This window comes from Acinetobacter sp. WC-743 (genome assembly GCF_000335555.1).
Taxonomy (GTDB): domain Bacteria; phylum Pseudomonadota; class Gammaproteobacteria; order Pseudomonadales; family Moraxellaceae; genus Acinetobacter; species Acinetobacter bereziniae.
In genome coordinates, this window is record NZ_AMFQ01000101.1 from 63465 (window position 1) to 85730 (window position 22266).

The 22266-nt window shown below is 38.3% G+C and carries 20 protein-coding genes and 4 tRNA genes; 12 read left to right on the top strand and 12 right to left on the bottom strand.

Annotation, left to right across the window (positions count from 1 at the left end; all coding sequences use genetic code 11):
* Positions 1-70 precede the first annotated feature (70 nt).
* A complete protein-coding gene (locus tag ACINWC743_RS15610) occupies positions 71-463 on the bottom strand; it encodes a hypothetical protein (RefSeq protein ID WP_009586167.1) in 393 nt (130 codons plus the stop codon).
* A 262-nt stretch (positions 464-725) separates the two neighbouring features.
* Between ACINWC743_RS15610 and ACINWC743_RS15615 the strand changes: the two genes are divergently transcribed.
* A complete protein-coding gene (locus tag ACINWC743_RS15615) occupies positions 726-2204 on the top strand; it encodes an FAD-binding oxidoreductase (RefSeq protein ID WP_009586170.1) in 1479 nt (492 codons plus the stop codon).
* Here the strand turns inward: ACINWC743_RS15615 and ACINWC743_RS15620 are convergent.
* Positions 2173-2517, bottom strand: a complete 345-nt coding sequence (locus ACINWC743_RS15620; protein WP_227560999.1) for a hypothetical protein — start codon at positions 2515-2517, stop codon at positions 2173-2175. The genes ACINWC743_RS15615 and ACINWC743_RS15620 overlap by 32 nt on opposite strands.
* Positions 2518-2649: 132 nt before the next feature.
* Here ACINWC743_RS15620 and ACINWC743_RS15625 point away from each other — a divergent pair, with 132 nt between their 5' ends.
* Entirely contained in the window at positions 2650-3066 is a 417-nt protein-coding gene (locus ACINWC743_RS15625) for a lysozyme inhibitor LprI family protein (protein ID WP_373867877.1), read from the top strand.
* A gap of 121 nt (positions 3067-3187) precedes the next feature.
* A complete protein-coding gene (locus ACINWC743_RS15630) occupies positions 3188-4288 on the top strand; it encodes an HPP family protein (protein WP_009586177.1) in 1101 nt (366 codons plus the stop codon).
* Between the two features lie 82 nt (positions 4289-4370).
* Here ACINWC743_RS15630 and ACINWC743_RS15635 read toward each other — a convergent pair whose 3' ends face one another.
* On the bottom strand, positions 4371-4631 hold the full coding sequence (locus tag ACINWC743_RS15635; protein WP_005035529.1) for a PspC domain-containing protein: 261 nt from the start codon (positions 4629-4631) through the stop codon (positions 4371-4373).
* A 345-nt stretch (positions 4632-4976) separates the two neighbouring features.
* Here ACINWC743_RS15635 and ACINWC743_RS15640 point away from each other — a divergent pair, with 345 nt between their 5' ends.
* Positions 4977-5639 carry a hypothetical protein gene (locus ACINWC743_RS15640; protein ID WP_009586122.1) on the top strand — a complete coding sequence of 221 codons (663 nt, stop codon included), beginning with the start codon at positions 4977-4979 and terminating at the stop codon, positions 5637-5639.
* A gap of 23 nt (positions 5640-5662) precedes the next feature.
* Here the strand turns inward: ACINWC743_RS15640 and ACINWC743_RS15645 are convergent.
* The 6 genes from ACINWC743_RS15645 to ACINWC743_RS15670 all read right to left on the bottom strand — a co-directional run bounded on the left by ACINWC743_RS15645 (position 5663) and on the right by ACINWC743_RS15670 (position 12016).
* Positions 5663-5738 (bottom strand) — tRNA-Lys (locus ACINWC743_RS15645).
* A 161-nt stretch (positions 5739-5899) separates the two neighbouring features.
* Positions 5900-5975 (bottom strand) — tRNA-Lys (locus ACINWC743_RS15650).
* 90 nt (positions 5976-6065) lie between these two features.
* Positions 6066-6141, bottom strand: a tRNA-Lys gene (locus ACINWC743_RS15655).
* Between the two features lie 88 nt (positions 6142-6229).
* Positions 6230-6305: transfer RNA gene (locus ACINWC743_RS15660), tRNA-Lys, on the bottom strand.
* A gap of 130 nt (positions 6306-6435) precedes the next feature.
* A complete protein-coding gene (locus tag ACINWC743_RS15665) occupies positions 6436-8277 on the bottom strand; it encodes a long-chain-acyl-CoA synthetase (protein ID WP_009586168.1) in 1842 nt (613 codons plus the stop codon).
* Between the two features lie 331 nt (positions 8278-8608).
* Entirely contained in the window at positions 8609-12016 is a 3408-nt protein-coding gene (locus ACINWC743_RS15670) for an Rne/Rng family ribonuclease (RefSeq protein ID WP_009586153.1), read from the bottom strand.
* A gap of 766 nt (positions 12017-12782) precedes the next feature.
* On the opposite strand from ACINWC743_RS15670, the gene ACINWC743_RS15675 reads away from it, so the two are divergent.
* The 4 genes from ACINWC743_RS15675 (at position 12783) to ACINWC743_RS15690 (ending at position 16032) form a co-directional block, all read left to right on the top strand.
* Entirely contained in the window at positions 12783-13721 is a 939-nt protein-coding gene (locus tag ACINWC743_RS15675; protein ID WP_009586089.1) for an RluA family pseudouridine synthase, read from the top strand.
* A 200-nt stretch (positions 13722-13921) separates the two neighbouring features.
* Positions 13922-14590: an HAD-IA family hydrolase gene (locus ACINWC743_RS15680; RefSeq protein ID WP_009586121.1), complete on the top strand. Its 669-nt coding sequence runs from the start codon at positions 13922-13924 to the stop codon at positions 14588-14590.
* A 77-nt stretch (positions 14591-14667) separates the two neighbouring features.
* Positions 14668-15378 carry a helix-turn-helix transcriptional regulator gene (locus ACINWC743_RS15685; protein ID WP_009586092.1) on the top strand — a complete coding sequence of 237 codons (711 nt, stop codon included), beginning with the start codon at positions 14668-14670 and terminating at the stop codon, positions 15376-15378.
* Positions 15379-15426: 48 nt separating this feature from the next.
* Positions 15427-16032 carry a glutathione S-transferase family protein gene (locus ACINWC743_RS15690; RefSeq protein ID WP_035301282.1) on the top strand — a complete coding sequence of 202 codons (606 nt, stop codon included), beginning with the start codon at positions 15427-15429 and terminating at the stop codon, positions 16030-16032.
* Between the two features lie 156 nt (positions 16033-16188).
* Here the strand turns inward: ACINWC743_RS15690 and ACINWC743_RS15695 are convergent, their stop codons facing one another.
* The 3 genes from ACINWC743_RS15695 to ACINWC743_RS15705 all read right to left on the bottom strand — a co-directional run bounded on the left by ACINWC743_RS15695 (position 16189) and on the right by ACINWC743_RS15705 (position 18804).
* Positions 16189-16866: a DUF1345 domain-containing protein gene (locus ACINWC743_RS15695; protein WP_009586086.1), complete on the bottom strand. Its 678-nt coding sequence runs from the start codon at positions 16864-16866 to the stop codon at positions 16189-16191.
* Between the two features lie 290 nt (positions 16867-17156).
* Positions 17157-18062, bottom strand: a complete 906-nt coding sequence (gene hcaR / locus ACINWC743_RS15700; protein WP_009586123.1) for a DNA-binding transcriptional regulator HcaR — start codon at positions 18060-18062, stop codon at positions 17157-17159.
* A 292-nt stretch (positions 18063-18354) separates the two neighbouring features.
* The gene (locus tag ACINWC743_RS15705; RefSeq protein WP_005035550.1) at positions 18355-18804 is read right to left on the bottom strand and encodes a GNAT family N-acetyltransferase; all 450 of its coding nucleotides are present in this window, start codon (positions 18802-18804) and stop codon (positions 18355-18357) included.
* Positions 18805-18932: 128 nt separating this feature from the next.
* On the opposite strand from ACINWC743_RS15705, the gene ACINWC743_RS15710 reads away from it, so the two are divergent.
* The 4 genes from ACINWC743_RS15710 to ACINWC743_RS15725 all read left to right on the top strand — a co-directional run bounded on the left by ACINWC743_RS15710 (position 18933) and on the right by ACINWC743_RS15725 (position 22265).
* Entirely contained in the window at positions 18933-19871 is a 939-nt protein-coding gene (locus ACINWC743_RS15710; protein ID WP_004826547.1) for a cation diffusion facilitator family transporter, read from the top strand.
* Positions 19872-19873: 2 nt separating this feature from the next.
* Positions 19874-21004: an MBL fold metallo-hydrolase gene (locus ACINWC743_RS15715; protein WP_009586136.1), complete on the top strand. Its 1131-nt coding sequence runs from the start codon at positions 19874-19876 to the stop codon at positions 21002-21004.
* 24 nt (positions 21005-21028) lie between these two features.
* On the top strand, positions 21029-21547 hold the full coding sequence (locus ACINWC743_RS15720; protein ID WP_009586173.1) for a hypothetical protein: 519 nt from the start codon (positions 21029-21031) through the stop codon (positions 21545-21547).
* A 67-nt stretch (positions 21548-21614) separates the two neighbouring features.
* Entirely contained in the window at positions 21615-22265 is a 651-nt protein-coding gene (locus tag ACINWC743_RS15725) for a hypothetical protein (RefSeq protein WP_009586074.1), read from the top strand.
* Position 22266 lies beyond the last annotated feature (1 nt).

Sequence of the window (22266 nt, forward strand, 5' to 3'; positions counted from 1 at the left end):
TAAGTATAAGGATTTTGCGGAGGTGTGGCAAAGGTTAGTCTACAAATATTGACGCTCATCGCAGATCAGTTCAGGTACATTTTTTAAGATTTTCTTTTGAGATTAAATTTTTCATTTGATTGGCCTCTTTTCTTATTTTCATTTCCTGAATATGTGCCTCGATTTCTGCATCTGGGGAGTCTGTATCGATGCTGGGTTCTGAGGTAGAATTCTCAGAAATTAAAATGAGACCATCTCTAAAAAAAGCCCAGTCTTTTTCAATGGGCGGGGTATTCTTTACACTTGTTTTTGTTTTTAATAGACAGATTTTACCCTTTTTGATCAGTGTCAGTTCAAGTACGCTTAAAGGGTTGTTTGCAATTTCAATCTGCTGAGTTTCTAAAATAATAGGTTCATTCGATGAAAGGCAGGCGCTAAGAAAAAGACAAGAAGTTAAAGTGGTTATAAGGGGTGTTTTGTTCATCATTCATAATTAAAAAGTTAAATTATATATTTGATATTAACACAAAAAAAATCAATTTATTAACTTGTGGATTGTTAACTTTCTTTTGAGTATTAGATATTAAGCATGGATCAGGGGGATACGATGAGGCTTTATTTCATGTTAAATAAATGAATTATTTTAAGATATTTACCATGACATTTTTGAACCTTCGTTTTATATTTAAGGCTAAAATTTTAATTCAGAACTTCAATCACAATAATTTTTAATAGAATTGATCAAGATGCAAAAACAATATCGAAACAAACTTTGGATAAGCCTTTTACTTATTTTAATTGCTGTCATTTCAATCCCATCCATTCATCTAATTAAGACTAAAATGAATGAAGATCAAGCAATGGAACACATTCCAACAGGCTATCGAGATGATGCTAGTCATCTGAATCTGACCAAAGTACATGGTGTAGTGGACGTTGAAACCTCACCACAGGCAATTCAGAGTCAATTAAAAACATTGCTTCAGTATGCCAATGAAAGACATTTAAAAATCTCAATTGCCGGTGCAAAACACAGTATGGGAGGACATACCATCTATCCTGATGGTATTGCATTGAATATGTTGCCTTATCGCCATATGAGTCTTGATGAAAAGAATAATATTTTAACCATCGGCTCTGGCGCAACTTGGGAAGAGGCACTCCGTTATTTAGACAGTTATGGTAAATCAATTGCGGTCATGCAATCTTTTAGTAATTTTTCTATTGGTGGTTCAATAAGTGTAAATGGTCATGGTTGGCAAAAAAATTCGCCTCCAATTTCGTCTAGCATTGAGTCATTTACACTGATGAATGCGCAGGGGGAGATATTAGAATGTAGTCGTAGAGAAAACCCTGAACTGTTCAAATTGGTGATCGGTGGTTATGGATTATTTGGCATAATTCTCGATGTAAAATTAAAAGTGGTAGATAATGTTGCTTTGGTATTTCACTCTATTGCTGTTTCACCAAAGGATTATTTAGAACAATATCAACGGATTGTGAGTGAAGAGACAAACGTGCAGTTTGCATATGGACGGTTACGTATCTCAGATAAACACTTTTTAGAACAAGCCACTTTAAATTATTTTGAAAAAATAGATAAAAAGCCATTAGCCTTATCTCAACAACAAAGTAAAAATGCCGAAACTAAACGTATTGTTTTTCGTGGTTCTGTAGATAGCGAGTATGGTAAGCGTCTCCGTTGGGATCTTGAAAGTAGTCTTAATTCAATATCGCCTTATACAACATTCAGCCGCAATGAAATTCTAAGTGAAGATGCTTCATTGATTGAAAATAAAGATCTGAACTCAACAGATTTATTGCATGAATACTTTATTCCAAAGCGTTACTTGGCACAGTTTATTCAAGATTTAAAGCCTGTTTTAAAACATAAAAAAGTCGACCTACTCAATATTACTATTCGAGAAGTCGAATATGATCCTGATGCTTTTATGAATTATGCAAGAGAGGACGTTTTTGGTTTGGTTTTTTTATTCAACCAGAAGAAAACACCACAGCAGGAACAGGATATGCAACAACTGACACAGCAATTGGTCGATATTGTTCTGAAAAATCATGGCACATATTATTTACCTTATCGTTTACATATTCGTCCTGACCAGATGCGACGGGCATATCCACAGGCAGATGCATTTTTCAGTTTGAAGAAAAAATATGATCCTGATGAGCTTTTTAGTAATCAGTTCTATCTACATTATCGCTAACAGAGTGTGGTTGAGAGGAAAATACTTGTAAAAATGCCCAATAACAGCAACCTGAAAATATCGCAATTGCATAGAAAAACCAATCACTGAATAATTTCCAGATGGGGTTTGGGAAAGCACCTGTAAAAACCAAATAGCCAATCATGGTAACAATTAGCCACATCAATAATGAACCCGCAAAAATACTGAAAAAATTGAGCCAATATTTGTGTGCAAGCCATAATGAAAGTACATATGCAATTGGAATGACGATCACACAGTAAATCAAATAAATCATTAAGCTGATGCCAAATACTGTGAGTATTGATTGCACATCATATTGATGATTCATGAAAAGAAAAAAAGTGATTAATAGGATTAAGCTAATACTCGGTGCTAAAAATAAAGCTTTTAAAATAGATTTATTGCTATATTGAACCATGATCAAAACAACAAAAGAGATTAAATAATGAAAGCATGCCTAAAATTGATTATTTTTTCTACTGTGATTTTTTCCACTTTACTGTATGCGGAAAATCAAGATGTACAGATAGATGTATACAATAAATGTGTTGATCAAACCATAGAAGAACTTGGATTGGGCAATATTAATAATACTGTTGTAGAAATATGTAGTCATCAAGGCAAAGCATTCTATGAAAAAGAAATTGTTAAAGTGTTGGATCCGATTAAAAAACAAAGTCAAAAAGACAATCAACAAGAACGTTATACGGACCTGATGAAATCTCAACGCTTATGGAAAGCCTATGTTGATCAGGAGTGTCAAAACGCAGGGCGTTATATTGGTTCACCGATGTATGAATTTTGCCCTATGCAAGAATATGGTAAAAGATTAGAGCAGTTAACTGAATATGCACGATAAAAAATCATTTTGTGAGAAATATAGTAGAAATATTTATACGATTAAGATGGATAATAAATACATCTTATAATCACAACAACGTATAATTCGCACTTCAACAGTGCAAAAGTGCAGGATCGTCGTGTTTCATACGCAACTTGAATGGTTAAATACCTTAAAACCCAATTTTAAAGTGTTACCCCTAAAAGATCGTTTAATTTGTGGCTTAGGCGCACTTTTGGGCTTGGCGATATCTTCACTGATTTGTTGGTATGTATTAGGTGGTTTTAATGCATGGTATATCGCACCGATGGGGGCATCTTCTGTATTGCTATTTGCAGTGCCTGCAAGTCCTCTGGCACAACCATGGAATATGGTGGTTGGAAATACCATTGCTGGTCTGATTGGTGTGACATGTGCACTATTGATTTCCAATCCAACGGAAGCATTTAGTATAGCCGTTGCATTGTCGATCTTCTTAATGATGAGCACCGATTCATTGCATCCGCCAAGTGGAGCTGTGGCAATTACTGCTGTATTGGGTGGTGATTCGGTACACCAACTGGGCTATCATTTTATTTTCTATCCCGTGTTGATCAACTCTGTATTTTTGTTGGCTATCGCAATTATTTTTAACAGAATGCTAGGCAAACAATATCCCCAAAGTGCACAGCTCAATGTTCGATCTAAAGATCCAACTCCAACACAGAAGGTCACCATCCAACCCCAAGATATTCAAGAGGTCTTAGAGCATCAAACTCAGCTTTTAGATATTAGTGAATATGATTTACAAAAAATCATTTTAGAAGCACAAGAGAAAGCCAATGCACGCGCAGTTCATGAGTTTCTTTGTCAGGATATTATGAGTAAAGATGTGATTTGTTTATATGAACAGGATGATATTCACCTAGCTTTAGACAAATTCAAACGGGTAAATTTAATGAGTTTACCTGTGGTCAATGCCGCACATGAATTGGTGGGTACATTGGCGCTGTATGAAATTGTGGAATGGTTTAAACGAGCGGCTGATCCACGAGCCTCATGGGAGCACTTTGTCAAACAAATTATGAATCGACAGGTCGTAACTGTACAACCAACACAGCCGATTCAAGATCTTGTGCCATATTTTGTGGAACGGTCTTTTAACTACATTCCTGTGATTGAAAATCAGAAATTGGTTGGAATTATCAGTCGCGCAGATATGATCGCCGCATTGCAACAACAGTTAAATCATCAAAAATAAAGTGATGTTGAATAAAAAAAGCTACAACAGTTTGGGGGAACTGTTGTAGCAGAAAAGGGAAAAGTGTTTAAAAGAATGTTAATTAATGGGTTTTCTCTTCATAAATGGTACGTACGGGACGCTGATAACCTTGATGATCATTCAAACGTAAATTCTGTTTAGGCATCAGTAACCAAAGAATCAGATAGACCAGAATACCTGGGAATGCAGCACTCATACATGAAACAATCACGAAAATGATGCGCAACAAAGTCACATTCCAACCAAAACGTTCAGCAATACCGCCCATAACACCGGCGATCATATTATGTCGGCTTGAACGATATAAACCAGAATTGGTCATTTAAATCTCCTTAGAAAGTTATCTGTCACAGATCATGCTTTAGCACTATAAGAACAATCTCTGTACTTTTAATAATGGAGTCCTGACACAATTCTTCAAGTAAAGTGCCGATAAAAATTGTTAATACTGTGTAACAATGTTTCTTAAATTATTCAAAATACTGTAAAAAAGCGGACGTAAAGCAAGTGCTGACGAGTTGAAAAAAAAGTGTTTTTTATACTTTTGTAAAAAAAATACCGTGAAGATTTCGAGAAGTGGTACAACGCAATACTATATGCGCATGTAGATGAATGTTTGACATGTTTTTTACTCAGTATATTTGGGTTATTGGGATTTATGCATTTGATGGTTCATAAAACAAGCTTCCTTGGAATTTTAGGTATAGGCATCTGTAGCCTATTGAGTGCTTGTGATTCTTCAAAATCGAACAATAAGCAGCAGGGGGCTTCTGATTCACAGAATTCATCTAGTGAGATTGCTTTGCAAGAAGCAACACAAGCTGTACCTGCCAGCGATGGCAAGAAGTTGAGTGAAGTTGCGGGGCAGGCGACCTTACCTGCAATGGCAGAGATTAAAGATTTTGCACCGCAGCGTGAAATCTTACCATCCAAAGCTGAAGAGTTTGTTGGACGCTATCATGTGCAAATCAGCTGTGATGATCCATTTGCCAAGTGTGAACAGGGTAGTGCAGAGTTTATTATCAACTTACTCGCAGATGGAACAGCGCACCGTACATTTGTATATATGGGCAAAATAAGCAATGAAAATAGTGATGTAAAATCAAATCGAAGCTATCAAAAAAATACATGGATATATGATGACGTGCAGCATGAAATCATTGTAAATCGAATTGAAGGAATTCAATTTTTTTATAAAGTGGATGAGAAAAATAATTTGGTGATGGACATTGATAAAATTCTTAATGGAACTGAAGAGAACCGTTTGTATTTTGCTCAACACCATACAGCGCCAATGAAAGCGTATGTCTTAAAGCGATTTGAGAATTAAAACAGATAGATCGTTTTTAAATTTGGTGGGTTGTGTGGGGGTCGAACCCACGACCAATAGATTAAGAGTCTACTGCTCTACCAACTGAGCTAACAACCCAATACTTGTCTAAAAGTGTTTAAACAAAAGTAAAAGATCAAGCAAAATTTCGAGAACGGCGAAGCATCAAAAAAGATGATGTTTTGTCTAGGTCGGAATATTTGCAGGTTTCGTTTCTAGTATAGTACTTAAACAGTACAGAAAGAAGCCCGAAGAAAGAATGGTGGGTCGTCCGCGATTCGAACGCGGGACCAACGGATTAAAAGTCCGCTGCTCTACCAGCTGAGCTAACGACCCTGAGTCAGGATGTATAAAGTATCACTTTATCCGAATCAATGAAAATCTAGATTTTCACTCGGTATCCATGTTCAGATTGAAACATATAGATGGTGGGTCGTCCGCGATTCGAACGCGGGACCAACGGATTAAAAGTCCGCTGCTCTACCAGCTGAGCTAACGACCCTGAGTTAGGATGTAAAGTAAAACTTTACTTAAAGCGACATGAAAATCAGTAATTTTCATTCGATATCCATACAGGTCAAAACAATAAGTGGTGGGTCGTCCGCGATTCGAACGCGGGACCAACGGATTAAAAGTCCGCTGCTCTACCAGCTGAGCTAACGACCCTTTTGTTTTGATGGAGCGTATTTTAGCAAGATATTGATAGAGCGCAAGTAAAAATTAAGAAACTTTGCAACGTTCGGTTATAAATAACACAAAATCAATTAAAAAAGCCCTGAAAACAGGGCTTTTATTTCTAGAAACGGTATTTATAAGCTTCGATATTGGCATAAACCTCTGCTGTGACATCACAATATGCTGTCGCACTTGGCAATAAAACCAGTAAACGATCAGAAGTTTTTTCAGGATTAAAAGCCTGTTCCTTCAATTTATTCTTCTGATATTTAAATGTTCCAGTCGTTTCTACAATCTGTTGAATACGTAAAAAAACTGGAACTGCATAAGCAGGTAAGTTCTTTTTAAAATCTGTAACCATCTGGCTTAAATCTTGTTCTGTCAGCTGTTCGCCTTCATGTAAGGTAATTGCTGCCATACCTGCACGACCATTGGTATTTGGAATCTCAACGCCGTAAACCACTGCTTCTGTAATCTTGGGATAGTCGCTACAGATATTTTCAACTTCAGTGGTAGATACATTTTCGCCTTTCCAACGGAAGGTATCTCCCAGACGATCAACAAATTGAGCATGACGGAAACCGATATCACGAACCAAATCACCTGTAATGAAATAAGCATCGCCCTTTTTAAAGACATCTTTCATGATCACGGATTTGTTTTTTTCGGGGTCTGTATAGCCATCAAAAGGAGAACGTTTGGTAATTTTACCAATCAGTAAGCCCACTTCACCTTTTTTGACTTTTTGACAGTAGCCATCTGCATCACGTACTGCTTCGTTACTTTCTTTATCAAACTGTACAATGGCATAAGGAGTAGGTGAAAACCCAACAGTATTATCAAAATTGAAGATATTGCTGAACCCCACATTGCCTTCACTTGAAGCGTACAGTTCAAGAATTTCTTCTACGCCAAAACGCTGTTTAAACTTGTTCCAGATATTTGGACGCATGCCATTACCGATCATTTTGGTAACGCGGTGTGAATGATCAAGTTCGGATGGGACTGCATCCATAAGATAGCGACAAAGTTCTCCTACATACCCAATTGCAGATGCGTTAAATTTTTTCACATCTGACCAAAATGCAGAGGTTGAAAATTTACGTCGAATTGCCAAAGCCGAACCACCTGCAATGACACCGCACCAACATACCACCATGCCTGTTGCATGGTAGAGCGGTAAAGTACAGTACATTACGTCATCTTCACCTAAATTTAGGATGTGACCATAGGTTCCATAAGCAAGTGTCCAACGACTGTTGGTGAATATAACCGCTTTAGGTAATCCGGTTGTTCCAGAGGTATAGATATAAAATAATCCATCTTTACCTTTAACATTGTGAGTTGTTGCAGGATTAAATTTAGGGAATGCATCAATTTGCTGTGCAAGATTGACATAGCCTTGTGGTGCACTACCTGGTTCTTTTAGGGTGTCTTGATCTGCAAACCAGTGTAGGCGATCTGAAGCGATGTTTAAATCTTGACGAACTTCATCCACAGCAGCACGACATTCCTCTCCCACAACAATTGCCACAGGATTAACGAGGTTGACACTGTGTGTGAGTACTTTGCCTGTTTGTGAAGTGTTCACAAGTGCAGAGGTTACGCCAATTTTTGCTAAAGCGATCACTGTTGCAATCAACTCTGGACGATTCTCGATCATCACAGTGATCACATCGCCTTTTTTTATACCAAGAGAAAGATAGAAATGTGCAATTTGATTTGCCCAAGCATTCAGTTCTTTATAACTGTAGCGTTGGTTTTCAAATAATAACGCATCTCCATATGGATTACGTTTGACCGCACGCTCAAAAGCTAGACCTAGCCCAGCAGGTGTGTTGGGCGTTCTAATATAAGCTTGTTTAAGTCCAGTCAGGATATTTGGAAGCTTATTGATGAGCTGTGGTAAGCGCTCGGCTACATCAGCAAATCCGATGAGATCGGTCTGTGTTGTTTGACTCATATCAATCCTATTTTTTTTTCGTAATCCGATACAATTTCTTAGTGTGTCATTGATCTGCATAAGGTACACATCAACTTTCATGTCATGTCTGCATTTGAGTAAACATGTATACATGATCTGTAGATATTATTCTTAGTTCCAGATTCGAGAATCAAATTGGAAATAAAAACCACCTTATCGTTTAGACATTTGTCTTTTTAATCGTTTAAGACTAGTGCAATCAACCTAATCTGACAAATGTCTTTAAAATCTATTCAAAATAGCAAAAAAACCTAGCCATCGAAATGACTAGGTTTTCTTTAATCGCTATATTTTAAGCAAATTTGCTGAATTACTCCGCAGCAGGGGGTGTCGCTTTTTTCGGTGGACGTCCACGAGGGCGACGAGGGCGAGCAGGCTTTTCTTCTGTTGCCGCAACATCTGTCTTAGATGTTTCTGCCTCATCAGAAGTTGCTGTTGTATCTAAAGCCAAAGCTTGCTGTGCTTTTTGTGCTTTCTCTGTCGCAGCTGTTGCGCTTTTAGACGGTTTTGCTGCTACTGTTTCAGTTGCTGTAGCTGTTTTAGCTGCAACAGGCGCTACTGGAATTTCTACAGTATTTTCTGTTGGTGCTTTTTCTTCAACAGCTTTCGGTGCAGAAACATCTACAGTTGCTGTGTCTTCTGCTTTAGCTTCAGCTGGCGTTACAGGTTGTGCTTGTTCTTGATTTTGCTCAAGTTCAGCCTGATGCTCTTGCTTTGCTTGTACCGCAGCCTGTTTTGCTAAACGACGACGTTCGCGAGGGTCATTGGCTACACGACGGTCATTTTCAGGTTTTGGTGGAGTTAAGTCTAACACTTCAGCAGGTTGTGCTTCTGGTGCTGCTTTTGTAACAGCAACATCACGTGTCACAGGTTGCTTCGCAGGTTCAGCAGTTTCTTGAACCGTTAAGGTTGCAGAATACTCTTCTGTGAACTTAAGCAATGCACGATTGAATGTTGGAATTAGACCAAATTGTTCAATCAATACCGCACAATCATCACCATAGACATGGCGAATCAAAGAACCAACTGAGTACTGGTTTAATGTTGGTACTTGTGAAGGTCTGATCTTTGGTGTTGCTGCTTTTGCTTGTGCTGCTTCACGCTGTTGACGACGTTTTTGACGAGGATCATTGCTCGCACGTTGAACAGGTTGCTGTACTTCAGCTTTTTCAATACTGAGTTCTGGTTCAGCCTGTGCATGCTGATTTTCTTCAACAGGCTTAGCCACAGGTTGAGTTTCAGCAGGGCGAGGTGCTTTTGCGACAGTTTCGCCTTTTTCATGACGATCATGTTTCTTCGCTTTTGCAGGTGCTGTGGCTTGTTGTGGTGTCAATGCAACAATTTCACTTTGCGCCTGATCAAGATTGACCACCAATGCAGTTGTCATTGACGCATGTTGTGGTGCATCAATAATTTCAACTTTTGGTTGTTTCTCTTGAGTTTGAGCTAACTCTACAGGCGCGTTGTGAGGCGCTGATTGTTGCTCATCATTAAATACGCTGCTGTCGCGATGGCGATTTGGGCGATTTGGGCGTTGTTGATGATTGCGATCACGACGTGGAACAGCTTGCTCATTGTTGCTATCAGCCTGTTGATCGTGTTGTGAACGCTGTTGCTTTTGTTGGCGACGTTGATCACGTTGCTCTTGACGCTGTTCTTGGCGTTGCTCTTGACGAGTCACTTGAACAACTTCTTCGATCACTTGATGCTGATCATTCGCTTGTTCACGAGACTCTTTATGCTTATTGCGATTTTTGTTTTTATTGTTGCGTTGAGATTTTTCTTCTTTCTCAACATGCTTTTCATATTCACGCGGTTCTGACTTTTGAACAGGTGTATGTGAAAGATAAGCATTTGTTTCAGGAACAATCTGAGCTTCAATCGCTGTTGAAGCATGCTGATTGATTTGACCAAACTGACCACGGCTGACAGCTCCACCATTAATCATTTGCTCAATTGCTGCTGCTGCATTATTTGCAGTGCGTGATTGATCAATGGTTGCAGCTTGTTTTTGTACAAACAAGTTTTCTAACCAAGCGCATGGGCTTGATGATGTTTGAGCAATTTGTGCTGGTACTGCTTTTTGAGCTTGAGCAGGTTGTTGCTTTCTATTTTGCTTATTGTTTTGAGCTTGAACAGGTGCTGTATTTTGCTGAGTCTGTTCTTCTTCCAAATGCCATTCAGAAGATTGGTAACCCAATTCTTTTTCACTTGAACGTGTTGCTTCTGTACGCTCATAGCTTGTCGGCGCAAAGCCTTCTGGGTTATACGAAATTTCGTAATGCGGTGTTTCTAAATGCGGGTGAGGGAGTACAGTCACGCGTACATTTGAGGTTTGCTCTAAGTAAACTAGGCTGTGACGTTTCTCATTTAATAAGAATGCCGCAATTTCAACAGGCACTTCAACTTGAACTTCACCATGACGTTCACGAAGCGCGATTTCTTCAACCTTACGCATGATTGAAAGAGACAGTGAGCGTAAGTCACGTACCATACCTGTACCGTGACAGCGTGGGCAGACATAACCTGTTGCTTCTTCCAATGAAGGACGTAAACGTTGACGGCTCATTTCCATCAAACCAAAACGTGACAATTGACCGAACTGGATACGTGCACGATCACTTTGTGTTGCTTCACGAAGTTTGGCTTCAACCATACGTTGGTTACGTTCTTTGGTCATATCAATAAAGTCGATTACAACCAAACCACCGATATCACGTAAACGTAATTGGCGCGCAATTTCTTCCGCAGCTTCTAAGTTGGTGCTTAACGCAGTTTCTTCTACGTCGTGACCACGTGTTGATTTTGCTGAGTTGATATCAATTGAAACCAATGCTTCAGTTTGGTCAATGACAATCGAACCACCTGAAGGAAGTTTGACTTCACGTTCATAAGCCGTTTGAATTTGGCTTTCAATACCAAAGTGAGCAAACAATGGTTCATTCAAGGTATAGGTTTTGAGTTTATCCAATTGATTTGGCATTACTGCTTTAACAAAGTTATAGGCTTCGTTATATGCTTGCTCTGAATCAATTAAAATTTCTGCTACGTCATCACGTAAGTAATCACGAATTGCACGTGTTACCACACCTGCTTCTTGGTGAACCAACATTGGTGATGGACCAGAGTTCGCTGAGTTTTGAATTTGCGCCCAAAGGTCCAATAAATGTTGTAAGTCGAGTTGTAGTTCTTCTTGTGAACGACCAATCCCCGCAGTACGTACAATGACACTCATACCACGTGGAGTGTTCAATGATGCCAACATTTCTTTCAATTCTTCACGAACTGATCCAGAAATTTGACGACTGATACCGCCACCTTTTGGATTATTTGGCATAAGCACCAAATAGCGACCAGCAAGTGAAATATACGTCGAAAGCGCAGCACCTTTATTGCCACGTTCTTCTTTTTCAACTTGAACTAAAAGTTCAGTACCTTCTGTGATCAACTCACGAATATTTGAAGTTTGACGAGGGTCTGCTTTGTAGTATGTATTGGCTATTTCGCGCATCGACAAGAAACCTTGACGACCTGCACCATATTCTACAAATACAGCTTCTAAAGAGGGTTCTACGCGAGTGACATGCCCTTTATAAATATTGGCTTTCTTTTGCTCACGGGTACGATTTTCTAAGTCGAAATCATAAAGACGGTGACCAGTGATGAGTGCAACGCGAACTTCTTCTGCATGTGTTGCATTAATCAACATACGTTTCATGGGTGTAACACCTAATAGTGATTCACACCAACAACTCGCTATCTGTTTAAGTGAAGCGAACATCTGAATATTGGATCAAAACTCAAACCATCAGTACATCTATATGATTTCAGTAATGAACCCACTTGTTTTGAGCAAGCTTGGGCTTTTGATACCTGTATTGATGCTGCAATACTTCTTTAATCTTTGCACAATTAAAGTTTTGAGGCTTTCACTGGTACTCAAAGTGGTGCATTGGATGACTAATTTGTTCGTCTTTCACTATCACATTGCTCGAAGAGTCTCTCAACTTTGGTGAGAGCGTCTTGATACGGAATGATCATCGTATCTTTACAATTGTGCAGTTCCAATGCCTCAAACACTTATGTCCTGAAAAACACTCTAAAGCGACTTGTCTGATGTGTATCAGTTTATGTTTAAAAACCAACGTCTGGGTTGGCGACATATATTTTTAAACAAACCGATTTCTGTACTTTAAGTACAATTAAACGCAACAGTTTGTCTTTTTGCCGATATAATAAAGCCTTCGGCGTCGGCATATTCTTTTGGGACCTTTCCGCATCTGTCGTGAGGTTTACCTTTTATATTCCATTTTCAATGGGTGAAAGGAACATAATAAACTTCACTTACGGTGGTATCCGTGCGCTGACTATAGCAAACCTTGAATCATCTGCCTATGGGCTATACACTTATTTTGTATGAAAAGTATAGTCTAAATGATCAGTTTTTAATCAAATTTTAGTTTTTTATTGGATCACGTAACTGTATGAATTCTACGCAACAATGGCAAAGTGTCACTTGGTTTGAAGTGGACGAGCATCAAGAAGGTCAACGCATAGATAATTTCTTGTTTACGCGTCTTAAAGGTGTGCCAAAAAGTCGGATCTATCGCTTAATTCGTGAAGGGCAAGTACGCGTCAATAAAAAGCGTATCAAGGCTGAAACTAAATTGGCAATTGGTGATCAAATCCGTGTTGCTCCCATTCGATTTGAACAGAAAGATGAAATGGATGCTCCTGTGTCTGATAAAGTCGCACAGAGTTTACTCAGCCGTGTAATTTATGAAGATGAAGGGTTGATGGTGGTCAATAAACCTTCTGGAATTGCTGTACATGGGGGGAGTGGCGTAGCGTATGGTTTGATTGAAGGCTTGCGTGCGGCAACAGGCAAAAAATATTTAGAGCTGATTCACCGTATCGACCGTGATACTTCTGGTTTGGTCATGGTCAGTAAAAAACGCAGTACATTAAAAACACTACAAGACTTGCTCCGGGAGCATAAGATTCAAAAAACTTATGCCGCAATCGTGAAAGGACAGGTCAGTCTGGATCGTCAACTTATTGACCAACCATTATTGCGTTATGAGTTATCTAATGGCGAACGTCGTGTACGTGTGTCAAAAGATGGTAAAGAATCTAAGACGCAGTGGAATGTTGCTGAACGTTTTATGCATGCCACTTTGGTCTATGCGTCACCTCTTTCAGGGCGTACCCATCAAATTCGTGTGCATGGATTAAGTATTGGTCATCCTCTGGTTGGTGATGAAAAATATGGTCATGAGACAGAATATCGCGGACCAAATCCACGTCGCTTATGTTTGCATGCGATGCGCTTGGAAATTCCGGGTTATCCTGTGATTGAAGCGCCTTTACCCGAAGATATGCAGAGTTTGGTTGCACAGCTAAGAGCACAAAAGAAAGATTAATTGGATCAAACGATCCTATTCTTTTGCTTTATAACATGTGGAAATTTGATGATCAAAATTTCCACATGTTTAAAATAAGTGATGCCTTTAACCTGTCAAGGATGAAAATAAATCAATATCACCTCTCTTGGTCTGTGATACGGTAACCTTTATCGGGAATGTAAAGACCCAATCAACGGAACACATATTGGAAGTAATTCATGCAAAAGTCTGTAGAACTGATTGTCTTTGACTGGGATGGAACATTATTTGATTCAGTTGGGCAAATTGTTGAAAGTTTATTATTTGCTGCAAAAGTCTATGATCAACCCTTAACACCTGAAGCAGCTAAAAGCATTATTGGTTTAGGGTTGCCTGAAGTGGCACAAGTGCTATTTCCTCAAGTTCCTGCATTGCATGCGGATATTTTGAAGTGTTATGGCGATCATTATGTTGAACACTCTAAAGATGATCAGTGGTTCGCTGGCGTTTCTGAGATGTTGTACGATTTAAAAAATCAGAATATTAAATTGGCTGTTGCAACAGGGAAAAGCCGTCGTGGTCTAGATCGAGTTTTAGCTCAAACACAAAGTCTTGAATTATTTGAAGTCACGCGCGCAGCCAATGAGACTAAATCTAAGCCAGATCCTTTGATGTTGACTGAAATTTTAAATTACACGGGGATGGATGCTACACAGGCGATTATGGTGGGGGATACCTCATATGATTTGGAAATGGCGCAAAAAATTGCAATGCCGCGTGTGGGTGTGAGTTATGGTGTACATAGTATTGAGGTACTGAAAACATTTAATCCCTTGATGATTGCCAATAATGTGACTGTTTTACATCAATTTTTAAAGACGCAAATCAATACTTCTGAAGTCGCCTAACTGTCTCTTTACGTTGTTTGTATATGGCAAACAACGTTCTTTACTCAAAAGCAAAAAACATTACAAGAAAATTTTTTATGAGCCGCTCAATACGATTACTCACTTTACTACAACATTTACGGGAACAACGTTATCCGATTACTGCACGCCATTTAGCTGAGCATTTAGAAATCAGTGTTAGGAGCGTTTATCGGGATATTGAAAGTTTACGAGATCAAGGTGTTCATATCGAAGGCAGTGCAGGTTTAGGTTTTCAGCTCAAAGAAAACTTTTTGCTTCCCCCGATGAGTCTGGATGAAACAGAAGTTGAAGCCGTGTTTTTGGCATTGCATTGGTTAAAATCTGTGCCAGATCCCGCATTGAAAAGTGCCTCACATTCCGTCTTAACGAAGCTCAATGCAGTACTTCCAAAAAATAAACAGGAATTAATTAATGAAACCATGCTTCGTTCTATCAATCACTGGCTGGCTGTTGATGAAAAAACTGTAGAACAGGTGCGTTTGGCAATCCGCTATCAAGTCAAAATTGAAGTCGATTATTTAGATGAAAAACAGAATATTTCTACACGAGTACTTTGGCCATTTGTGTTGGGCTATTTTAACGACAAAATGCTTTTGGCTGCGTGGTGTGAATTGCGCGAAGACTTTCGAAATTTTCGTTTAGATCGCATTCAAAAAATGCATGTGTCAGAAACAGTCTATCCTGAATTTAAACGTCATCTTTTTCAGGCATGGTGGCAAAAAGAGCAAGAAAGGAAATCAAACACAAACGCTCCTGACAAAAACTGACACAGCCCATGACTATAGTTAAAGGACCACAATAAAGGAATGGAAAAAATGGGCTTAAAACTATATACCAACGCACAATCTAGAGGTCTTGTGATTGAGTGGCTATTGATTGAACTTGGTGCTGAATTTGAAAAAATTGAGTTGGCTTTTTATACTGAGATGAAATCAGAATCTTATCTAAAAATTAATCCATTTGGGAAAGTGCCAACTTTGGTTGATGGCGATATTGTGATTTATGAAATGGCGGCAATTTGTGCTTATTTGGCAGATAAATTTTTTGATCAGGGTCTTGCACCTGCGCTAGATGATCCAAAACGTGGTTTATATTACCGTTGGTTACTCTTTGCTGCTGGGCCGTGGGATGCAGCCAATTCGGATCGCGCCTTAAAGGTTGAAATTGCTGATGAACAAAAAAAGCATATTGGCTATGGTAACTTTCAGGATACCTATACGGCTTTAATTCAGGGCTTGGAACAAGCTCAACCCTATCTTTGTGGTGAGCAATTTACCGCAGCGGATGTTTTTGTGGGCTCGATGCTATTTTGGCAATTAAAGATGGCAGAGATTGAAAGTCATCCAGCAATTGAAAAATATCTTGATGCAGTCAAAAGTCGCAAAAACTTAAAAAATCCTCAAACACTTTTTGCAGATTAACTTTCAAGATGATGCAAAATCAGGAATTAGACTGGTTTTGCATCATCGTCTCGGAAAGTTGAGGCGTCGCCGACAAATGAGAAATTATATTTTAGGGTATGAGTTTTCAATAGTTTTACGATAACATTGATTCGAATTCATGTCGCTATTCAGTATTTAGATAAAACCTGCGGCAACGTTAATACAGATCGCCAAAATTGTAGTGTTAAAGCCATAGGCTAAAAGGATATGTAAAATATTTAAGACACGCATTGAGCGAGAAGTAATGGATACATCAGCGGTTTGTGCAGAAGTACCGATCACATAACTAAAATATAGAAATTCAGGATAGGTTGGTTCAGGTGTTTTGGGAAAATCCAATCCGCCATCTTGATGCTTTGCCACAGCCAAATAAAAATCATGTGCATAATGAATGGCAAACACAGTATGCATAAATAACCATGCGAAAATAATGGTCAATATCGCCAAGCTCAAATGCCCAAATTTAAACATTGTATTACTGGGCATATGTGAGAGTTCAACCACAATTGCAATGAAGCACATCACTAAAGCAAAGATGACCAAAAGTAAAATAATCCACTTACTGGCATCCTGTTGTTGGGCTCGCTTGAGAATGTGGGTTTGATGGGTTGCCCATAAAGTCTTCATGGTCAGTACTAGATAGATCATGATTGCGATATTCCAACCGAATAACAATTTGGTTGACCATGCCCAATCTGTACTTAGCCCCAATACAGCATAAACCACAAAAGTGATAAGAAAAGTAATAAAAAAATAGGGACGAGATTGAATCCCTGTACGAATATGATGAAATGTCGATATCGCCACAATCATTCAGCCTTTACTATCATTGTTATGATTATTCAGAAATATCTTAACTGAAATAGCATCAGATGATGAGACTTATGTTGTCGTTCTTGATTAAAGAAAGTGAAAAGCTTCTAACACTTTGGAGGATATTTTTCTCTAAAATGAGAAATATATGCGATTGAAAGTAACTTATTCAAGTGTATTTGTTGCTTTCAACGATGAATAAGTTTCGCTGTTTGTAAGCAAGAGAATGTCTTAAGCACTCTATGTGATGAATCATGTAAATACAGCATGAATTTATTCCATAGCAACATTTAATTGTCTATACGGTTGATATCAAGATGGAACGTTTTTGTCAGTAACGCCATAAATTTTTGTACTGCAACAGCGTGGGTAAGTTTCTTATAGCTGACATATAAGTCTAAATAAGGAAGTTCAACATCTAATGGACGAATGACGGTATTACTCATTGCCAATGGAGCGATATAGCCAGGCACAATACTACAACCGAGCCCCATACCCACAGAATTGATATGAGATAAAATATTGTCTACTTTTTGCACAACATTAAATTCAATATGATGCTGCTTCGCAAAGTCTAAAATAGAATTGTGTAATGTACCTGATGGCTCTTCCGCAGGAATCACAAAATCAACGCCATTGAGTGCTTTTACTGGAATACGCTCGTATTGTGCCAGTGGATGGTCTTTAGGCAAAATAAAAATGAGTGGTTCACGCAATACAAATTTACTTTCGATTGTATCATTATGAAAATTATGCCGAGTAAAGCTGATATCCAAATCACCTTTTTTGATGGCACGTATTTGTTCGTGATTGTCTAAGCTGAGTAGCTCAATCTTTAAATCAGGGTTTTGAACTCTGAGATTGGGCAACACATAAGGGAAGACTTTCATTTCAGCAACAGGTACAAAACCTATGCGTAGTAATTGTTGTTTTGCCTTAGAAACTTGTCGGGCCATGGCAACAGCCTTATCTGCTTGTGCCAAGGTGAGACGTGCTTGCTCAAGAAAAACAGCACCTTCTTCTGTCAGTTCGACTTTCCGTTTGGTTCGATGCAATAGTTTGACACCGACATCTTCTTCAAGATCTTTGATTTGTTGGCTGAGTGAGGGCTGTGCAGTATAAAGCCTCAATGCTGCTTTACTGAAGTTCAGCTCTTCAGCCACAGTAATGAAGTATCTTAGGTGTCGTAATTCCATATAACTCGTCCAAAGAATAATCCAAAAAAAGTCTTATTAAGATTTTGCAAGAGTATAATCGATAAACAATGATCAGGTGAAGATGGTTATAGTATTTAGAAAATAAATGGATTATTAAAACCCATAGATATTTCAATATAGAAAATCCTCTTTTAAATAATTCTTAAAATATATTAATGAACAGCAATTCAATATTTAATTATTATTCTTTTAACTACAGCTTTTTTGAGCTTAATACCGTATGAGATGATCTAGATTTATCTCATACGGTATCCAGGCTTTATCGTCTTGATTACTTTTTCAGTTTCAAATGCAAAATTGGAAAGGGATTACCTTCCGCATCAAGTTCAGAGCGCGCCATTTGTTGAAAATTATGTTTAAGATAAAACTCTAAAGCGCGAGTATTTTGTTCATTGACATCCACTTCATCCGCACCTAATTCAAAAGCTTTTTGAATCAACAGTGAGCCAATACCTTGATCAAAAAAAATAGGGTTTACAAATAGCATTTCAATTTTTTTATAAGCTAGCCCCATAAAACCTGCAATTTGCTGTTCGCGTTCCACATGAAACAATTTTACATGGTCAAAGTAATGGTGCTGAATGATTAATTCTTTAATTTGCAGAATATGTTGTTCATTTAAAAAATCATGTGTTGCACGTACAGATGCCTCCCAAATTTCTAATAATTGTGGGTGGTGCTTTGAATGAGTCATTAGAATAGGGGTTAAATCAGATTGCATAAAAAGATTCACTCAATTGTGAAAAGCAACAAAAAATAAAAATAAATCACAAGTTGTTTGGTTAATATGAGGCAGGATAGGTATAAAAATCAAATTGATGTATTTGATGATAAAAAGCAGGACAATAAATGTCAGATTCCAACAAAATTGTTGTATATGCAGCACTTTTGGGCAATTTAGCAATTGCTTTGGTAAAGTTCATCGCCGCTTATATCACCAATAGTTCTGCTATGTTGAGTGAGGCTGTTCATTCTGTAGTCGATACACTCAATGAAATTTTATTATTGTATGGCTTAAAGAAATCTCAGCAACCTGCAAATTATCAACATCCTTTTGGCTATGGTCGAGAGTTGTATTTTTGGGCATTTATTGTTGCATTGTTGGTTTTTGCATTGGGTGCAATGGTTTCAATTTATCAGGGTATTCAACATATTCGTCATCCAGAAGTTATAGAATCACCTTTGGTGAATTATGTTGTACTTGGATTTGCAATGCTGTGTGAAGGAACTTCGTGGTTTATTGCCTTAAAAAGCTTTAAGAAAATGAAAGGGAAAATGGGCTATTTTGAAAGTTTCCGCCGCAGTAAAGATCCTACGACATTTACAGTGCTTTTTGAGGATTCTGCAGCATTGATCGGCTTGATCATTGCCTTTGTTGGTATATTCTGCGCACAACAGTTTGATTTACCTATACTGGATGGTATTGCTTCAATATTGATCGGTGTGGTTCTTGCAATCTCTGCTTTACTTTTAGCCAGAGAGACGAAAGGACTACTGATGGGTGAAACTGCTGATCCAAAACTGCGTCATAATGTATTAGAAGTTGCTCAGGAAGATCCTGCCGTATATTCAGCAAATGGTGTATTGACTGAACAAATGGGTGCTCATCAGGTGATTGCATCATTAAGCTTAGAGTTTAAAGATGGTTTAACTTCTGATGAGATTGAAGCCTGTGTCAACCGAATTGAAGTAAAGATTAAAAGTATTCATCCCGAAATCGTGGCATTATTTGTCAAGCCACAAACACAGCAAGTTTGGCTTGAAAGAATGAAAGGGCGTTTAGAGTAATCATGTCGAAACAAGAGCCAATCGTCCGTTTGGATGATAAAACGGTACAAGACCATACAATGCAAGAAAAGACAATTCAATCTGAGCATATACAGCAATTGCATTATCGAATTGATACTGAAAATTGTTTGTCACACACCTGGTATAAACCTGTATTTAGTGTAATTGGTTCTAAGCAACACAATGGCGAACGTTTCTTTAATGAAGTACGTAAACCACAAGGTCGTAGCCGTTGGGATCTTATGAAGTGGCTGGGAACACGTAAATCCTATACTTGGAATGTAGACACTCAAAAAGAAGCAGCAGAGTTTTATGCAACTAAGCGGCTACTTCCGCAAAATCGCCAAGAAGTCGATGATCACGATTGGCAAGTCTGGTTTGTAAGTCATGCCACAGTGTTGGTACAAATAGGTCCTTATAATTTCTTAACTGATCCTGTTTGGGCAGATTATGTCAGTCCAAAACATGGTCGTGGTCCAAAACGCGTTATTCCTGCAGGAATTGCTTTAGAACAACTTCCAGAAATTCATGCTGTTTTATTGAGTCATAATCACTATGACCATATGGACTTAGCAACATTGAGATGGTTGCATAACAAATTTGCGATGCCGATCTACACGGGTTTAGGCAATGCCAGTTATTTACCTAAAGAATTTCATGTGATTGAAATGGATTGGTGGCAATCTGCACTTTTTAAAAACTTAAAAATCGTTTATACGCCAGCACAACATGGTTCTGGTCGTGGTTTACGTGATCAAAATATTGCCTTGTGGGGTGGATTCTCGGTCGTGTCTGAGCATGGTCATTTCTTTTTTTCAGGCGATACAGGCTATGGACCACATTTTAAAGAAATTCAAAAGCGTTTAGGTGCACCACGTATTGCACTATTGCCTATTGGTGCATATGAACCGCGCGCGTTGATGAAATATATGCACATGAATCCACAAGATGCATTTCAGGCACATTTAGATTTACAAGCTAAACGCTCTTTGGCGATACATTACCGTACTTTCCAATTGACTGATGAAAATCGTGATCAGCCTGAACTTGATTTACAAAAGGCCATGAAGAATTCATCGAAAATGGTGAATCCATTCTATTGCATTCGTGAAGGACGTAAATTGGTGGTCTAACTTATATCAATGGTTGAGATAAAAATGATAAAAATAGCTTTAAGTACACTGTTGTTGAGTTTGACATTCACTTCGGTTGTGGCAAAACCTGTAACAGTTGCAGCAACTGATGCAACAGATTGTGTTTCAGATGAGCTGTGTGCTGTTGCAGAACAGTTGACGATGGCAACATCTGAGAGTTCATCATCTGATGATTCTGAACGGATTAAGCCTCTTCATGAAAAATACGATTTAGACACAGGGGATGAATGGAAATTAATTCATCAGCATGCAGATACCCAATTTTTTGAAAGTATCACCACCATATCTGATGGTAATCAACTTATCCAAGCTTGGGTGAAAAGTGTGAATCCGAAAAAACAATATACAATTAATTATTATCAACTATTATGTAAAGATCGGACATTTACTCGACTGGAACAATTTAAGAGTCGAGATGATCAGGATTATAAACGGGTCAAAAGAGTAGAGCATTATCGTCAAACACAACCTTTTGATCAGGCAGGTGAATTGCTTCCAGTTTTAGAAAAGTTATGTTTATAAATTAAAATGGATGAACTTAATTAGAACATAATATTTATGCCTGATTAAAAAAAGAGGGAGCTGAACAATGAATACAATTCAATGTTTCCTGCTATCACTAGCATTATCTAGCACTGCTTTTGCAGAGAATCAAAATATAAAGATTAATCAAACTGTTTTTGAGTTAAAAAGTGCCTCGAATCAAGATGATGTTGACCTTATCCGTAATGACATTGAACTTTATCGGCATGGCAAAAAACTTTTAACGCATACCTTATATGCAACATCTGGCGACTGTAGTATCACTCAAATCGAAGTAGGTGATTATGCAGTCAAAGATAATCAGATTATTTTTTATAGTTACTGGGCTGCCGCGGATCGACAGGGGATATGGAGTTATCCCTATGGCGTCCGTAAACAAACTTATACTGTAGATGCAAAGGGAAATGTTAAATTAGTAAGTGCGTTACTTTACATTGAAGATGTCATGGATGATCCATTAAAGATAAATCCTGACGAAGGCTATCTGCAATTTCTACATCACCCACCAAAAACCAAGCAACAGCAACGTATATTGAATGATTATGTTCAAACTATGCAAACCCAATATAAAGGGCGTTTTGTTCATGGACAGGAACGGGCTTTGCTAATTAAAGAAGTAAAAACCAGATTGGCGAAACAAATTGCTCGTGAAACTCAGGGATGGAAAGAACAGTTTGGCAACAATGCCCGTATGTAAA

Bases quoted from the DNA above. Each gene is read 5' to 3' on its own strand.
- ACINWC743_RS15610 (WP_009586167.1), bottom strand. From the start codon at position 463: ATGAACAAAACACCCCTTATAACCACTTTAACTTCTTGTCTTTTTCTT.
- ACINWC743_RS15615 (WP_009586170.1), top strand. From the start codon at position 726: ATGCAAAAACAATATCGAAACAAACTTTGGATAAGCCTTTTACTTATT.
- ACINWC743_RS15635 (WP_005035529.1), bottom strand. From the start codon at position 4,631: ATGACCAATTCTGGTTTATATCGTTCAAGCCGACATAATATGATCGCC.
- ACINWC743_RS15640 (WP_009586122.1), top strand. From the start codon at position 4,977: ATGGTTCATAAAACAAGCTTCCTTGGAATTTTAGGTATAGGCATCTGT.
- ACINWC743_RS15665 (WP_009586168.1), bottom strand. From the start codon at position 8,277: ATGAGTCAAACAACACAGACCGATCTCATCGGATTTGCTGATGTAGCC.
- ACINWC743_RS15670 (WP_009586153.1), bottom strand. From the start codon at position 12,016: ATGAAACGTATGTTGATTAATGCAACACATGCAGAAGAAGTTCGCGTT.
- ACINWC743_RS15675 (WP_009586089.1), top strand. From the start codon at position 12,783: ATGAATTCTACGCAACAATGGCAAAGTGTCACTTGGTTTGAAGTGGAC.
- ACINWC743_RS15680 (WP_009586121.1), top strand. From the start codon at position 13,922: ATGCAAAAGTCTGTAGAACTGATTGTCTTTGACTGGGATGGAACATTA.
- ACINWC743_RS15685 (WP_009586092.1), top strand. From the start codon at position 14,668: ATGAGCCGCTCAATACGATTACTCACTTTACTACAACATTTACGGGAA.
- ACINWC743_RS15690 (WP_035301282.1), top strand. From the start codon at position 15,427: ATGGGCTTAAAACTATATACCAACGCACAATCTAGAGGTCTTGTGATT.
- ACINWC743_RS15695 (WP_009586086.1), bottom strand. From the start codon at position 16,866: ATGATTGTGGCGATATCGACATTTCATCATATTCGTACAGGGATTCAA.
- hcaR (WP_009586123.1), bottom strand. From the start codon at position 18,062: ATGGAATTACGACACCTAAGATACTTCATTACTGTGGCTGAAGAGCTG.
- ACINWC743_RS15705 (WP_005035550.1), bottom strand. From the start codon at position 18,804: ATGCAATCTGATTTAACCCCTATTCTAATGACTCATTCAAAGCACCAC.
- ACINWC743_RS15710 (WP_004826547.1), top strand. From the start codon at position 18,933: ATGTCAGATTCCAACAAAATTGTTGTATATGCAGCACTTTTGGGCAAT.
- ACINWC743_RS15715 (WP_009586136.1), top strand. From the start codon at position 19,874: ATGTCGAAACAAGAGCCAATCGTCCGTTTGGATGATAAAACGGTACAA.
- ACINWC743_RS15720 (WP_009586173.1), top strand. From the start codon at position 21,029: ATGATAAAAATAGCTTTAAGTACACTGTTGTTGAGTTTGACATTCACT.
- ACINWC743_RS15725 (WP_009586074.1), top strand. From the start codon at position 21,615: ATGAATACAATTCAATGTTTCCTGCTATCACTAGCATTATCTAGCACT.